This is a genomic window from Saccharopolyspora sp. CA-218241 (assembly GCF_050954615.1).
In the GTDB taxonomy this organism is placed as follows: Bacteria; Actinomycetota; Actinomycetes; order Mycobacteriales; family Pseudonocardiaceae; genus Saccharopolyspora; species Saccharopolyspora cebuensis.
On sequence record NZ_CP191860.1, the window covers coordinates 1193822 to 1207523 of the forward strand.

Annotated in this window: 17 protein-coding genes and 1 tRNA gene; 5 read left to right on the forward strand and 13 right to left on the reverse strand. The window is 71.9% G+C overall.

Going from position 1 to position 13702, the window contains the following annotated elements:
* Positions 1–25 precede the first annotated feature (25 nt).
* Positions 26–901: an NAD(P)-dependent oxidoreductase gene (locus ACQP0T_RS05945; RefSeq protein WP_433871673.1), complete on the reverse strand. Its 876-nt coding sequence runs from the start codon at positions 899–901 to the stop codon at positions 26–28.
* Positions 898–1770 carry an NAD(P)-dependent oxidoreductase gene (locus ACQP0T_RS05950; protein ID WP_433871674.1) on the reverse strand — a complete coding sequence of 291 codons (873 nt, stop codon included), beginning with the start codon at positions 1768–1770 and terminating at the stop codon, positions 898–900. Before ACQP0T_RS05950 ends, ACQP0T_RS05945 begins: the two co-directional genes overlap by 4 nt.
* 147 nt (positions 1771–1917) lie before the next feature.
* Here ACQP0T_RS05950 and ACQP0T_RS05955 point away from each other — a divergent pair, with 147 nt between their 5' ends.
* Entirely contained in the window at positions 1918–2235 is a 318-nt protein-coding gene (locus ACQP0T_RS05955; RefSeq protein ID WP_433873605.1) for a winged helix-turn-helix transcriptional regulator, read from the forward strand.
* Positions 2236–2239: 4 nt separating this feature from the next.
* Here the strand turns inward: ACQP0T_RS05955 and ACQP0T_RS05960 are convergent, their stop codons facing one another.
* Positions 2240–2818, reverse strand: coding sequence for a hypothetical protein (locus ACQP0T_RS05960; RefSeq protein WP_433871675.1), 579 nt, complete (start codon positions 2816–2818; stop codon positions 2240–2242).
* A gap of 220 nt (positions 2819–3038) precedes the next feature.
* Here ACQP0T_RS05960 and ACQP0T_RS05965 point away from each other — a divergent pair, with 220 nt between their 5' ends.
* Complete coding sequence (locus ACQP0T_RS05965) at positions 3039–3407, forward strand: BlaI/MecI/CopY family transcriptional regulator (RefSeq protein WP_433871676.1); 369 nt, start codon at positions 3039–3041, stop codon at positions 3405–3407.
* Here the strand turns inward: ACQP0T_RS05965 and ACQP0T_RS05970 are convergent, their stop codons facing one another.
* Complete coding sequence (locus ACQP0T_RS05970) at positions 3408–4046, reverse strand: class I SAM-dependent methyltransferase (RefSeq protein WP_433871677.1); 639 nt, start codon at positions 4044–4046, stop codon at positions 3408–3410.
* 122 nt (positions 4047–4168) lie between these two features.
* Between ACQP0T_RS05970 and ACQP0T_RS05975 the strand changes: the two genes are divergently transcribed.
* Positions 4169–4531 (forward strand): ArsR/SmtB family transcription factor, encoded by a 363-nt coding sequence (locus ACQP0T_RS05975; RefSeq protein ID WP_433871678.1) that lies wholly within the window; start codon positions 4169–4171, stop codon positions 4529–4531.
* On the forward strand, positions 4528–6492 hold the full coding sequence (locus ACQP0T_RS05980; RefSeq protein WP_433871679.1) for a heavy metal translocating P-type ATPase: 1965 nt from the start codon (positions 4528–4530) through the stop codon (positions 6490–6492). Before ACQP0T_RS05975 ends, ACQP0T_RS05980 begins: the two co-directional genes overlap by 4 nt.
* A 10-nt stretch (positions 6493–6502) precedes the next feature.
* Here the strand turns inward: ACQP0T_RS05980 and ACQP0T_RS05985 are convergent, their stop codons facing one another.
* The 3 genes from ACQP0T_RS05985 to ACQP0T_RS05995 all read right to left on the reverse strand — a co-directional run bounded on the left by ACQP0T_RS05985 (position 6503) and on the right by ACQP0T_RS05995 (position 8441).
* Positions 6503–6796 (reverse strand): hypothetical protein, encoded by a 294-nt coding sequence (locus tag ACQP0T_RS05985; protein ID WP_433871680.1) that lies wholly within the window; start codon positions 6794–6796, stop codon positions 6503–6505.
* A 1213-nt stretch (positions 6797–8009) separates the two neighbouring features.
* Entirely contained in the window at positions 8010–8270 is a 261-nt protein-coding gene (locus tag ACQP0T_RS05990) for a hypothetical protein (RefSeq protein WP_433871681.1), read from the reverse strand.
* 94 nt (positions 8271–8364) lie between these two features.
* Positions 8365–8441 (reverse strand) — tRNA-Leu (locus ACQP0T_RS05995).
* A gap of 132 nt (positions 8442–8573) precedes the next feature.
* Between ACQP0T_RS05995 and ACQP0T_RS06000 the strand changes: the two genes are divergently transcribed.
* The gene (locus tag ACQP0T_RS06000) at positions 8574–8795 is read left to right on the forward strand and encodes a DUF3618 domain-containing protein (RefSeq protein ID WP_433871682.1); all 222 of its coding nucleotides are present in this window, start codon (positions 8574–8576) and stop codon (positions 8793–8795) included.
* Between the two features lie 22 nt (positions 8796–8817).
* On the opposite strand, the gene ACQP0T_RS06005 is transcribed toward ACQP0T_RS06000, so the two are convergent.
* The 6 genes from ACQP0T_RS06005 to ACQP0T_RS06030 all read right to left on the reverse strand — a co-directional run bounded on the left by ACQP0T_RS06005 (position 8818) and on the right by ACQP0T_RS06030 (position 13687).
* Positions 8818–9546, reverse strand: a complete 729-nt coding sequence (locus ACQP0T_RS06005; protein ID WP_433871683.1) for an MOSC domain-containing protein — start codon at positions 9544–9546, stop codon at positions 8818–8820.
* Between the two features lie 79 nt (positions 9547–9625).
* The gene (locus tag ACQP0T_RS06010; protein ID WP_433871684.1) at positions 9626–10219 is read right to left on the reverse strand and encodes a TetR/AcrR family transcriptional regulator; all 594 of its coding nucleotides are present in this window, start codon (positions 10217–10219) and stop codon (positions 9626–9628) included.
* Between the two features lie 109 nt (positions 10220–10328).
* Positions 10329–10634 (reverse strand): hypothetical protein, encoded by a 306-nt coding sequence (locus ACQP0T_RS06015; protein ID WP_345362970.1) that lies wholly within the window; start codon positions 10632–10634, stop codon positions 10329–10331.
* Between the two features lie 121 nt (positions 10635–10755).
* Positions 10756–11328 carry a nucleotidyltransferase family protein gene (locus tag ACQP0T_RS06020; protein ID WP_433871685.1) on the reverse strand — a complete coding sequence of 191 codons (573 nt, stop codon included), beginning with the start codon at positions 11326–11328 and terminating at the stop codon, positions 10756–10758.
* Between the two features lie 9 nt (positions 11329–11337).
* Positions 11338–12777: an NCS2 family permease gene (locus ACQP0T_RS06025; protein ID WP_433871686.1), complete on the reverse strand. Its 1440-nt coding sequence runs from the start codon at positions 12775–12777 to the stop codon at positions 11338–11340.
* A 415-nt stretch (positions 12778–13192) separates the two neighbouring features.
* Entirely contained in the window at positions 13193–13687 is a 495-nt protein-coding gene (locus ACQP0T_RS06030; protein WP_433871687.1) for a nucleoside deaminase, read from the reverse strand.
* Positions 13688–13702: the final 15 nt, after the last annotated feature.

Sequence of the window (13702 nt, forward strand, 5' to 3'; positions counted from 1 at the left end):
ACTTGAGTGTTCGGACGAGAAAGGGTCAGTGCGGTGTGCGGATGGCGTCGAGGATGCGGGTCCAGTTGTCGTCGCCCCGGCCGTCCTCGATCACGCGGTGGTAGTGGGACTGGACCGCGCGGGGCAGGGCGAGGTCGATGCCCGCGGACTCGCTCGCGGCGACGATGTGGTCGGTCGTCGCGCCCATCATGGTGGCCGTGCTGAGGTGGCCCGGGTGCTCGCCCGCGTCGAGCTGCGCGGCGAGGTCCCCGGCGGCGCCGATGATGGACGGGGTCGCCGCCACCATGCCGACCAGGTCGGCGAAGACCTCGCGCGCGGTGAGCCCGGCGCTGCCCAGCAGGGCGGTTGCGTGCATCAGCGCCGACAACGTGGTGAGGAAGACGTCGAGCTGGGCCTGGTACATCAACTGCGCGCGGGTGACGTCCTCGCCGAGGTGGCGCAGCGCCCCGAGCACCTCCAGGACCGGTCGGTGCCGTTCGACGAGCTCCGCCGGACCGCTGCAGTAGAGGTACGACGCGTCGGTGCCGACCATCGGCGCGGGCACCATCACGCCCCCGGCGAGCAACGACGCGCCGTGCCCGTCGGCCCAGTCCGCCGCTTCCCGGGTGCGGGCCGGGGTGTCGGAGCTGAGGTTCACCAGCACCCGGCCGGCCAGCGCGCCGGTCGCCGCGCCGAGCACGTCGTGCATCGCCCGGTAGTCGGTGAGGCTGAGGATCACCAGCTCGCTCGCCGCGAGGGCGTCGGCGGGCGTCGCGGCGAGCACGGCGCCGTCGGCCACCACGCCGTCCGCGCGGGAGGTCGTGCGGTTCCACACCGTCACCGGGTGACCGGCGGCGAGCAGGGCGCGCACCATGGCCTGCCCCATCGGGCCGAGGCCGAAGACGGTGACCGGGGCGTTCACGCGGCTCCCTCCGCCCGGCGCAGGCCCTCGTAGATCCGGTCGAAGTCCGCCGCGCCGTGCCCGAGGGCGATCTGCTCCTGGACCAGCGACCGGACCATCGCGATCGGCGCCGGGTCGACGCCCTGCTCCTCGCTCGCGCGGGCGATGGCCGCCAGCACGGGTTCGGTGAAGCGCATGCTCTGCCCGCCCTGGTACGCGCGGTCGTCCACGGTGGCCGCCTGCCATGCGAAGAACTCCGTCATCGCGGCCAGGAACGGCGTCGCGCGCGCGGCGAACTCCCGCGCCGGGACGCCCGCGGACCCGGTCATGGCCGCGCCGTGCAGGAAACCCGCGAACATGGTGTACATCCCGGACAGCATCGCCAGGTCGTGCAGCGACGCCATGCCCGCGTCGTCGCCGTCGAAGCTGCTCGTCGCCCACACGTCGAGCAGCGTCCGGTGGGCGTCGTAGACCGCGCGCGACCCGCTGGTGAGGATCGCCGCCTCGCGGCTGCCGATCTGCACCGGCGTGGCCAGGATGGCACCGTCCAGGTAGCCGATGCCGTGCCCGGCGGCCCACGCGGCGAGCTCCCGGGCCTCCCCGGGCGTCGTGGTGGTGACGTTGATCAAGGTGCCGAGCTCCGGCGCCACCGGGTCCAGGGTCTCGTGCACGGAGGCGTGGTCGTAGAGGCAGGCGATGGTGACGGGGGAGGCGGCGACCGCCTCGCGCACCGAAGGAGCGGCGACCGCGCCCCGGGCGATGAGCTCGGCGTCGCGACCCGGGGTCCGGTTCCAGGTGGTGGTCCGGTACCCGGCGTCCTGGAGGGCGGCGGCCAGCACGCCGCCCATGGCGCCCAGCCCGAGCACGGTGGCGTTCGTCGGTTCAGACATGCCACCAGTTTTCGGCGCGGACGGGTTTTCGGGAAGAACGCACTTTTTCCTGCGTTGCTCACCTGTAGGTGAGTGACGAGGTGGGAGGCGTTTCCGGTGGCGAAGGTGCAGCGGTGCGGTCCGTACGTGTGCGGGCTCGACGCCGCGATGGACGTGGTGACCGGCAAGTGGAAGAGCCTCATCCTGTGGGAGCTGGCCGAGCACGGCGTGCGCCGCTTCGCCGAACTCGAACGCGGTCTGCCCGGGGTGAGCGCGAAGATGCTGACCCAGCAGCTCAAGGAGATGGCGGAGGACGACCTCGTGCACCGCGAGGTGTACGCGGAGGTACCGCCCCGCGTCGAGTACTCGCTCACCGAGCACGGCCGCTCCCTCAACGCGGCGCTCGAACCGCTCGGCCGCTGGGGCCACCGGCGGATCGAACGGGAGGGCAACGAGGTCTACGAGCAGGCGGCGCCGCACCCGTGACGGTTCACCAGCGGGGGCGGTGCACGAGGCTGCGGTACAGCCGGAACGACCGCGATTCCACGTGCGCGGGAGCGTCGCGCCACTCGCGGAGCACCAGCACGCGGGTGCCGTCGATGTCCACGTGGAGGTGCGCGGGGGCGTCCCGCGAGGCGTCGGCCAGGTCGTCCGCGAGCCGCCGGGCCTGCTCGGGTCCGTCCGCCGGGTGGACCTCGACCGAGACCACGTCGCCGCGCCCGGCCGTCACCGGGCCGGTGCTGCGGTGCAGGCGGTAGCGCACCAGGCCGGGCCGTTCGATGTCGGGCACCGCGTCGTCGATGCCGCGCACCAGCTCCGGGCGGTGCCGCCGGACGAACTCGCGGTGCGCCTCGTCGTCGGTCCACTGGGCGTAGTTCAGGACCCGGCGCCCGTCGAGGCTGGTGAAGCAGGTCAGGCTCAGGAACGCCGCCGGTTTCGGCGCTCGCTCCCACTGGGCGATGGTGGCGTCCACCGCGCGGCGCTGGCGCCCGTGGTCGCCCACCTCCCACGGGCTGATCAGGACCGTTCCGGCGTCGGGGCGGGCGAAGTCGGGCATGGCGTCGCGCAACGGGACCTCCACGGGTGTCGGTGGCGCGATCCTCGTACCTCCAGCGCGCTGGAGGTCAACAGCGCCTGCCGCCGTCCGGACATCCCCTGCGGCAGGTGTTCTCCCCGGGCCCGGGCGGTGGGCGGGATCGGGGGCGCACCGGCCGTCGGCGCCCGGCGTCCTCGTCGGGTCGGCCGGCGAGGACGCGGTAGGTACGACATTGCCGTAGTAGCCTGGTCACGTGGGACGTACCGAGCGCGGCGCCGCCCTCGGCCCGCTGGAGTCCGAAGTCATGGACGTGCTGTGGCGCGGGAGCGACGCCGTCCCGGTGCGCGGGGTGCTGACCGAGCTGAACCGCGACCGGACGTCGCCGCTGGCCTACACCACGGTGATGACCGTCCTGTCCCGGCTGGCCGAGCGCGGCGTGGTGCGACGGCGACCGGCCGGGCGCGGCTACGCCTACGAGGCGGCGGCGAGCAGTCCCGCCGAGATCGCGGTGCGGCGGTTGCTGGACGACTACGGGGACGCCGCGCTGGTGTCCTTCGTCGACCAGGTGGACGCCGACGAAGACCTGAGGTCCCGGCTGCGGCGGCTGGTCGACGGCGGCTGATCAGCCCGTGCCGCCGGTGGCCGCCGGGCAGGTCGCGGCGAGCCGCTCCACGATGCCCGCCTTGAACCGCTCCTGCCGTCGCACGGTGAACCCCTGCGCCCGCACGTGGTTGACGGGTCGGCGCCGGAAGTGCTCCTCGCCGAGCGGGACGGTGATCAGCTCCAGCAGGCGCTGCACCCCGCGCAGCGGAGCCGAGCTGCTGACCACGTGATCGGCCAGCAGCAGCATCCCGCCCGGCCGCAGCACGCGCCGCATCTCTGCCACGGCCGCCGCATCGTCCGGGATCGCGCACAGCGAGAACGTCGCCACGACCGCGTCGAACGAGTCGTCCGGGAACTCCAGCCGCTGAGCGTCGCCCACGCGGGCGTCCAGCTCGCGTCCGGACAGCTCGGCGCGGTGCCGTGCGCGTGCCAGCATGGCCGGGCTGAAGTCGATCCCGGTCAACCGGACGTCGTCCGGGTACCACCGCAGGTTCAGCCCGGTGCCGATGGCGACCTCCAGCACCTCGCCGGTGGCCTGGCCGCACACCCACTGCCGGGTATCGCCGAAGAGCCGCCGGTCCCAGAACCCCATCTGCTCGTCGTAGTGGTCGGCGTGCTTGTCCCAGTACCGCCGCAGCCGCTCCGGATCCGACGCCACGTGATCACCCCTTCCCACCGGTGATCGCAATGCTACTACGTTGGCGTAGTAGTGCCACTCCTTTTTCCGGCGCGACCCCGCGATGGTTGCCCGAACATATCAACGCACGTTAGATTGACGGGATGAGCGACGACCGCTGCGAGCTGCTGTGCATCGATTTCGACCACGCCGAGGGCCTGCGCGCGGCCCTCCCGGAACCCGGTGAGCTCGCGGCGCGCGCCGAGGGGCTGCGCGCGCTGGGCGATCCGACCCGGCTGCGGATCGCGCACGCCCTGCACGCCGGGGACGAACTGTGCGTGTGCGACCTGGCCTGGATCGTCGGCGCCTCGCAGGGCCTGGTGTCGCACCACCTGCGGTCGCTGCGCTCGGCCGGTCTGGTCGACTCGCGGCGGGACGGCAAGCTGGTGATGTACCGGCTCACCCGCGCGGCCCGCGCGCTCCTCGCGACGATCAGCGCGCCCGCGGCCGAGGTGGATAGGGCATGAGCGCCGAGTGCTGCGGTACCGACGACGCCCACGAGCCCGACGAGCAGCCGCAGCGGCTGTGGCAGGTGCGCGAGCTGCGGCTCGCCGCCGTGGCCGGGCTGCTGGTCGGGGCGGGCTTCCTCGCCGGCTGGGCCGGTTCGCCGGGGACCGGGCTGGTGCTGCACGGGGTGGCCGCGCTCGTCGGCGGCGTGACCTTCGTCCCCGGCACGCTGCGGGCCTTGCGGCACCGCCGCGTCGGGGTCGGCACGTTGATGACCATCGCGCTCGTCGGCGCGCTGCTGCTGGGCCAGGTGGCCGAGGCGGCGATGCTGGCCTTCCTGTTCGCCATCAGCGAGGCCCTCGAGGACCACTCCCTGTCGCGCGCCCGGCGGGGCCTGCGCGCCCTGCTCGCGCTGGTGCCCGACCAGGTCACCGTGCTGCGCGGCGGTCGCGAAACCGCCATCCCGCCCGAGCAGGTGCGGGTCGGCGACCGGATGCTGGTGCGCGCCGGGGAACGCCTCGCCAGCGACGGCACCGTCGTGGCCGGGCGATCCAGCGTGGACACCGCCGCGATCACCGGCGAATCGATGCCCGCCGAGGTCGGTACCGGCGACGAGATCTTCGCCGGATCGGTCAACGGCACCGGCGTGCTCACCGTCGAGGCCACCGCCGCGGTGGCGGACAACTCGCTGGCCACGGTGGTGCGCATCGTCGAGGACGCCCAGCGGCGCAAGGGCGTCCGCCAGCGCATCGCCGACCGGATCTCCCGGCCGCTGGTCCCCGCGGTCATGGTGCTCGCCGCGCTGATCGGCGGGATCGGCGCCCTGCTCGGCGACCCGGGGACCTGGATCGAGCGCGCACTGGTGGTGCTGGTCGCGGCGGCCCCGTGCGCGCTGGCGATCTCCGTCCCGGTCACCGTGATCGCCGCGGTCGGCACCGCCAGCCGCCTGGGCGTGCTGGTCAAGGGCGGCGCCGCGCTGGAGGCCCTGGGTGCGGTGCGCGCGGTCGCGCTGGACAAGACCGGCACGCTGACCCGCAACGACCCCGCCGTCGTGGAGATCGTGCCCGCGGGCGGCGTCGACCGCGACCGGGTGCTCGCCGTGGCCGCGGCGCTGGAGGCCCGCAGCGAGCACCCGCTGGCCGCCGCGGTCCTCGCCGCCGCACCCGACCCGGTGCCCGCCGAGGAGGTGTCGGCAGTGCCCGGCTCCGGTCTCGACGGCACCGTGGACGGGCGGAACGCCAGGCTGGGCAAGCCCGGATGGCTGGACCCCGGCGCCCTCGACCGGGAGGTGACCCGCCTGCAGGACGCCGGGGCCACGGTCGCCGTCGTCGAACACGACCACGCGGTGCTCGGCATCATCGGCATCCGCGACGAGCTCCGCCCCGAAGCAGCCGAGGCCGTGCGGGCGCTGCGCGCGGCCGGGGTGGCGGTCGCCATGCTCACCGGGGACAACGCCCGCACCGCCACCGCGCTGGCCGGTGCGGCCGGCATCACCGAGGTGCACGCCGGACTTCGCCCCGAGGACAAGGCCGCCCTGGTGCGGCGGCTGCGGAATCGCGGCGCGGTCGCCATGGTCGGCGACGGCATCAACGACGCCCCGGCCCTGGCCACCGCGGACGTGGGCATCGCGATGGGCGCCATGGGCACCGACGTCGCGGTGGAGACCGCCGACGTCGCCCTGATGGGCACCGACCTGCGCCACCTGCCGCGCGCCCTCGCCCACGCCCGCCGCGCCCGCCGGATCATGCTGCAGAACATCGCGCTGTCCGCGGTGCTCGTGCTCGCGCTCGTCCCGCTGGCGGCCTTCGGCCTGCTCGGCCTGGCCACCGTGGTGTTCCTCCACGAGCTCGCCGAGGTCTTCGTCATCGCCAACGGCGTCCGCGCCGGCCGCCTCCACCCCGGGAGCGCGCCACCCCCGGCCCCCGAGCGGGCCGACGGCTCGGAGCCGGACCGCACCGGCGACCAGGCCCTTCGGCCGTGACCTCGGCGGATTACCCGGCGTCCGCGGGCTCGCCGAACCAGGTGCGCAGCGCCCGGGTGAGCTCGCCGGGGTCCGACCCCGCCCAGGCCACGTAGCCGTCCGGCCGCACCAGGATCGCGTCGGCGGGCGGGTCCTCGGCGTCGGCCCAGGGAGCGGTATACAGTGCCGCATTCGGCTTCTGGCCTGGAGTCGCAGCCGGCGCCGCTTGGTATGTCGTCAGCAACGTAGTGTGTTGACAGTATAGAATTTTCAATCGAACTAGCCGAATGGACCTTTCCGGCCCAGGACTCCGGAAAGGGTCCATTCGGCTAAATTGCGTCTAGCAAGAGAGGGATTCCGACAAAAGCGCACACCAAGACCACTGCAGAAGCAAAAAACGCACCATTACTAGTAAGAATGGATCTCTGCGTGCTGGTCTTGTATATCAGAGATGCGGCCAGCAGGCCCCCGAATCCACCAACGAACACTGCCGATGAGAAGGGATTTCCCCACCGGATAAATTCAAGGCGTTGCATAAGATAAAGCAATGCAAATATCGTCAAACATGCCGACGATACCCACGCGATGTTCGAGATGCCTCCTCTGGGGGCGAGCAATTTACCCTCCTTTTTCTTAGTCTGGACATGTTGTGAGCAAGTGTACATCGAGCGGTCGATATAATACGCAACTCCAGGAATATTGCTCTCCGTTCGATTTCTACCGCCCACGACAGGGTTGCTCTGAGGCACAAGTTCCTACCACCCCCACCAGGCTCGCTTCACCCAACCCGACCCAGCGGACAAGAAATCAACCCCTACACCTACACCTACACCTACACCTACACCTTCGGAGGCCCCATCAACAAGATTATTCCATGGGCCTCAATGCTTGCACTTGGACTTTGTGGGGAGGCGGTCAGATTTTCACGTTTGCTGCTCTCGTTGCAGGTGCCACAGGAGCTGGAACTCTTCCCGGAATTGCCATCGCCGGGGCAGGCGTAGCCTTTGGAGCCGCATCGAACTTGGCCTGCTGAGAGGAGGAAAGTATGGCCGGAGGAGGAATGAAGTTCTGGGCGATCATCACCCTTGGTGTCGTCCTGACTCCGACCGCCATGCTTATCACCAGTCTTTACGATGCTCCGGATGTCGTTTGGGTTCCGGTTTTGATCCTCTCATTTGGCGTCTATATTGCTATTCTCGTGTATGTGGACCGCGTAAGTCACGGGCGCAACGGTAGGCCCACCGCTACTACCGCCCAGACCACGCCCGCTTCGCCCAACCTGGACCCCAGCCGACAAGAACTTAACCCCTACACCTACGGAATCGGTGATCCCATCAACCAAAGCGACCCGACGGGTTTGCAAACGAGTTGTAGTGATTACGCCGCCAACGTCGCAACTTCGTTTAACGGAATTAGCGCGCGCCGGACAAGACGACCAGCACGCCGAACTCGCCAGCGTCGAGGCCAAGATCGCCGAGACCAACGGCAAGATCGACCGCTACCTGACCGCGTTCGAGAACGGCACCATCGACGAGGAACTAGTCGGCCCCCGACTCGCCGAGCTCCGCGCCACCAGCAAGCAACTCGCCACCCGCCGCGACGAGCTGGCAACCGCGCTCGACGCCGAACCCGCCCTGCCTGACACAGCCACGCTCACCGAGGTCGCCGACCACATCGCCGAGATCATCAGTTCCGGAACCGATCAGACCCGCAAGGCACTCATCGAAGCCCTCATCGCCGAAATCAAGATCACAAGCTCCAGCACCCTTGTGCTCGTGTTCCGCATCCCCCAGCCCCACACAGACGAGGCGGCTACAGATACAAATGGAGCCCTGACCAGCGAGAATTCGTCGATCAGGGCTCCGAAGGAAGGTGTTCGCGCAATGACTAATTTGGTGGGGCCGGAGGGACTCGAACCCTCACTGGCTAGGACCTAAACCTAGTGCCTCTGCCAATTGGGCTACGGCCCCCGCCGCGACAGCCTAGCGCCGCCCGCGGCCGAGGCGGAACGGGTGTTCGGTCGCGACACGGTGAACCGCCGCTGCACCCCGGCGGAGGGGTGATCTACCGTGTCAGCAGCCAGGTGAACGTGAGGAGGACACGTGGCACGTGATCCGGACACCATCGAGCGGGAGATCCAGCAGGCGCGCGACGCGCTGGCCACCACGCTGGACGAGCTCAGCGTCAAGGCGGACCCGAAGCGGTTCGTCGAGGCGGGCAAGTCCACCGCGCGGGACAAGCTCAGCGACCCTCGGGTCCGCTACGTCCTGATCGGCGTCGGCGCGCTGGTCACCGTCGCGGTGGTGCGCAAGCTGTTCAAGTGAGGACGGGGGGCTTCCGCGAGGATCACACCCGCGCGGAAGGCTCACCGGCCTCGTCGCCCACCCGCACGTCCCCGGCCCTGGTCACCCGCATGATCACGCCGAACAGGTTGTCGTGCGCGCCGATCAGGTGCTGTTGCAGCCCGCGCCAGCGCTCCCGGCCCGCCGCGTCCCAGCTCGGCACCGCGCAGCGCACGCACGGACCGCTGTGCTCGCCGGTCACCGCCAGTTCCACCTCGCCCACGGCGAGCCGCACGCCCGGCTCCCAGCGCTGCTCCGCGAACGCGGGCAGGTCCGCCTCCAGGTGCAGGTTCGTCCGGAACCGCCGCAGGTCGACCTCGGCGCCCAGCTCCTCGCCCAACCCGTCCAGGGACGCCTGGAAGGTCACCAGCACCGTCGGGCCCCGGTCCTGCTGCCCGGGTGCGGCCCGCAGGTCCAGCGGTCCGCCCAGCGAAGTGGTCAGCGCCTCGGCCAGCTCCGGATCGCCCCAGGTCCACGTGGTGCCGTCGGGTCCGCGCAGCTCCGGCGGGCCCACCGGGTCCGGCACGTCCCCGTAGGCCGCCGACCAGCCCAGCATCCCGGAGTCCTGCCGCACGGTGCGGACCTTGCCGTCGCGCCCGCGGCGCCCGTCGACCAGCGCGTGCGCGCGGTCACCCGCCATCCCGCGGTCGTCGAGGCGCGCCGCCGAGACGTCCTCGCCGCGCAGCGACTTGACCGGCCAGCGGTGCAGCCCTCGAACGGTTCCAGCCAACACCCCGCGCCTCCTCGAACTCGCCGGCACGCGCCGCGCGGCGGTGCCCACGTCGAACCTTAGCCACCCGATGCGGTGCCGGTCACGACCTTCGGTGCAGCAGGGGCAGCAGCGCCTGGGTGAGCAGCCGCTCGACGAACTCGGCGTCCAGCGGTTCGTCGGTGAGCATCAGCCGGTAGAGCAGCGCGGCGCCGGTGAGCTCCACGATCGTGTCGACCGGTGCCTCCGGGCCGATCTCGCCGCGCCGCAGGCCGCGGTCGATGAGCCTGCGCACCACGTCGCGCTGCGGCAGCAGGAACGAGGTGCGGAACGCGGCGGCCAGCTCCGGTTCGTGCGGCAGCTCACCCACGAGGGCCTGCGCGGCCTTGCCGACCGGGCCGGTGAGGAACGACGCGAACGCGCTGAGGAACTCCCGCAGGTCGTGCTCGACGGAGCCGCTGTCGGGTTCGGGGATGTTGCGCTGCACGAGCTGGGTGCAGGTGTCGATCACCAGGTCCAGCTTGGAGTCCCAGCGGCGGTAGATGGTGGCCTTTCCGGCGCGGGCCTGCGCGGCGACGGCGTCCATCGTCAGCGCGCGGTAGCCCACCTCGGCGAGCACTTCCATCGCTGCTTGGCGCAGGGCGGCGTCCCGGCTGGCGTCCCGGGGCCGACCGCGTCCGGGACGGTTCGGATCCACCGCTGGCTCCCCCTCGGGTGCACTGCTCGTCGACGCTGTCACGGCAGTCATCCTAGGGAAGCCCGGCCCGGGAACCGGGGCCATCGGGTCCACTGTGCACGCCTTCGTGTCACCGCCGCAGCGCCTGGGCGCTGCCCGCGGCGGCGGCAGCGGCCTGCCGGGTGGCCTCGTCGGTCAGCCCGTGCCGAGCTTGCAGGTAGGCGGTGGTGAACGCGAAGCCGTCCCCGTTGAGCAGGTGGATCACCACGCGCCCCGCCGGACTCGGGGCCAGCTCCTCGATGATCTGGTCGGCCGTGTCCCGCGCCGCGATGAGTCCGGCGGCGCGGGCGGAGCGGCGCTCCGCTCCGGCGGTGACGGTGATCTGCCAGTCGTCTCCGTCCGGCACGTAGTTCGCGGTGATGTGTCCGGTCGCCATGGGTGCTCAGCCTCCGGCCTGCTCGGGCGTTCGTGTGACGCGCATGCCCGGAACAGCTCACACCGGGCGGTGCGTACGTTCCGGACCGGTCACGCCAAGTGTGGTGACTCGACTTTACGGGTCAACCACGGAGCAGGTCCTCCGGTGTGTCGATGTCGTGGCCGGAGGCGACGTCGTCACAGGCCACCAGGGCCACCTCCCGCGTCCGGAGGTAGTCCCGCGCCCCCGCGTCGCCGACCGCGGCCGTCCGCGCACCGGCCCAGTGCGCGCGCCCGAGCAGCACGGGGTGGCTGCGCCGCCCGGCCTGCGCGGCGGCCGCCAGCACCTCCCGGTCCACCGCCCGCGCCGCGACCCGTCGGACCGCCTCCGGCCCGACGCCGGGCATGTCGACCGGCAGCACCAGCGCCGCGTCCGCCCCGCCCTCGGCCAGGGCGTCCAGCGCCACCCGCAGCGAGGACCCCATCCCGGACTCCCAGCCGGGGTTGTCCAGCAGCACCGCGCCGCCGAGGTCGGCGCGCTCGCGCACCTCCTCCGCCGCTGCGCCCAGCACCACCAGGACGGGATCGCACCCGCCGTCGGCGAGGGCCCGGGCGGCCCGCTCGACCAGCAGCGAACCGCCGAGCTCCACGAGCGCCTTGGGCCCGCCGAACCGACGTCCGGCCCCGGCCGCCAGCACCACTCCCGCTACCCGCACGGCGCCAACCTAGCCGCCGAGCACCGCCTCGACCGCCTCGATGCCGAAGTAGGCGGTGAAGATCACCGCGAGGACCCCGACGAACCAGCCGATCTCGCGAACGCGGCCCCGGGCGAGCTTGATCACGGCGAAAGCGATGATCCCGGCGCCGATGCCGTTGGTGATCATGTACGTGAACGGGATCACCGCGATGGTCAGGAACGCGGGCACCACGTAGTCCGGGTCCGACCACGGGATGTGCCGGGCCTGCGCCATCATCATCGCGCCGACCAGCACCAGGGCCGGGGCCGCGGCCTGCGCGGGCACGATCGCCGCCAGCGGCGTGAACAGCAGCGTCGCGCAGAACAGCAGTCCGGTCACCACCGACGCCAGCCCGGTGCGGGCGCCCTCGGCCACGCCGGTGGCCGACTCCAGGAACACCGTGTTCGGGGACGATCCGGACAACCCGCCCGCCGCGGCGGCCACCCCGTCCACCGCGAGGATGCGGCCCATCCCGAGCACCTTGCCGTCCCGGACCAGCCCGGCCTCGCTGCTGACGCTGGTGATGGTGCCCATCGCGTCGAAGAAGCCGGACAGCACGAGGGTGAACAGGAACACCGCCGCCGCGATGCCCCCGGCCGAGGCGAAACCGCCGAACAGGTCGACCTGGCCGAACAGGCTGACGTCCGGGCTGCCGACGATCCGCTCCGGCAGCTCCGGGACCACGGTGCCCCACCCCTGCGGGGCCAGGTCCAGCGCGGCGTGGGCGAGCACGGCGACACCGGTGCTCACCGCGATGCCGATCAGCATCGCCCCCGGCACCCGGCGGGCCATCAGCACCAGCATCAGCAGCAGGCTCAGGCAGAACACCGCCACCGGCACCCCGGACAGGTGCCCGCCGTCGCCGAGCTGCACCGGGACGGTGGTGCCCGCCGCGTCCGGCACCCGGGTCACGAACCCGGCGCTGACCAGCCCGATCAGCGCGATGTAGAGGCCGATGCCGACGGTCAGCGCGGTCTTGAGCGCGTCCGGGATGGCGTTGATGATCCGCTCCCGCAGACCGCTCACCGCCAGCACCACGATGACGACGCCCTCCAGCACGACCAGGCCGAACGCCTGCGCCCAGGTCATCGCCGGGGCGATGGTGTAGGCGACCACGGCGTTGATGCCGAGCCCGGCGGCCATCGCCAGCGGCGCGTTGCCGACCACGCCCATCAGGACGGTCATCACCCCCGCGGTGGCCGCGGTCGCGGTGGTGAGCTGCGCGGAGGTGAGCTGGGCTCCGGTCGCGTCCGCCGACGAACCGAGGATCAGCGGGTTGAGCATCACGATGTAGGCCATCGCCACGAACGTCGTCAGGCCGCCGCGGAGCTCGCGGGTGAGCGTGGAGCCGCGTTCGGTGATGGCGAAGAAGCGGTCCACCGCGCCGGGGCGCGCGGTGGGTCTGGAGGTCTCCGATCGCTGGGTCATGGGCCGTCCTCCCGTGCTGGTGGGCCCGTGCGCGGGCACGTCGGGTCGCGTCCCGGGGAGCGGGACGTCGTCGGTGGGGGATCGGCGCGGCCACCGCCGCACCGCGGGGTGAATCCGTTCCAGGTGAGGGGCACCTTCATCCGGGTATGCCGGATGCAGGTGCTCCTCACTCAGCTACCGAACGGGTGAGGGTCGGGCTCGGGAAGCGGCGGAGCCGCTGTGCGATGGGGCGCGCGGCCCGCACCGCGGCGGGTCCTCAGCGGTCCGCTCGTGAGGACGGCCGCGGCGCCGTCCGCGTTCGGTACCTCGGGAGCGGATCGACGCGGCCACCGCCGGGTGATCCCAGGTGAGGGGCACCCTTGTCCGAGTAACCGGGGCAAGGGGCCCCTCACTCAGCTACCGAACGGGTGAGGGGTCAGTAGTCGACCCGGTCGGCCTTGGCCCGCCAGGCGTCGAAGGCGTCGTTGCGGCGGGGGGTGTCCACCCGGACCACCGGGGTGGGGCTGCCCGCGCTCGGGTCGCGGACGATGTCGTAGAACGCCCGGTCGTCGAAGCCGGCCGCCGCCGCGTCGTCCCGGTCGGCGGCGTAGAGCACCCGGTCCATCCGCGACCACAGCGCGGCGGCCAGGCACATCGGGCACGGTTCGCAGGAGGTCACCAGCACGCAGCCGCTCAGCGTGAAGCTGCCCAGGGCGCGGCAGGCCCGGCGGATCGCCGTGACCTCGGCGTGCGCGGTCGGGTCCAGGTCGACGGTCACCAGGTTCGTCCCGGTGGCCACGATCTCCCCGTCGCGCACCACCAGGGCGCCGAACGGGCCGCCGCCCTCGGCGACGTTGGCGGTGGCGAGCTCGATGCACCGCACCAGCCACCGCTGCTCGACGTCCGGTGCGGTGGCGGGATCCACGGCCATGTCGGTCTCCTTCCT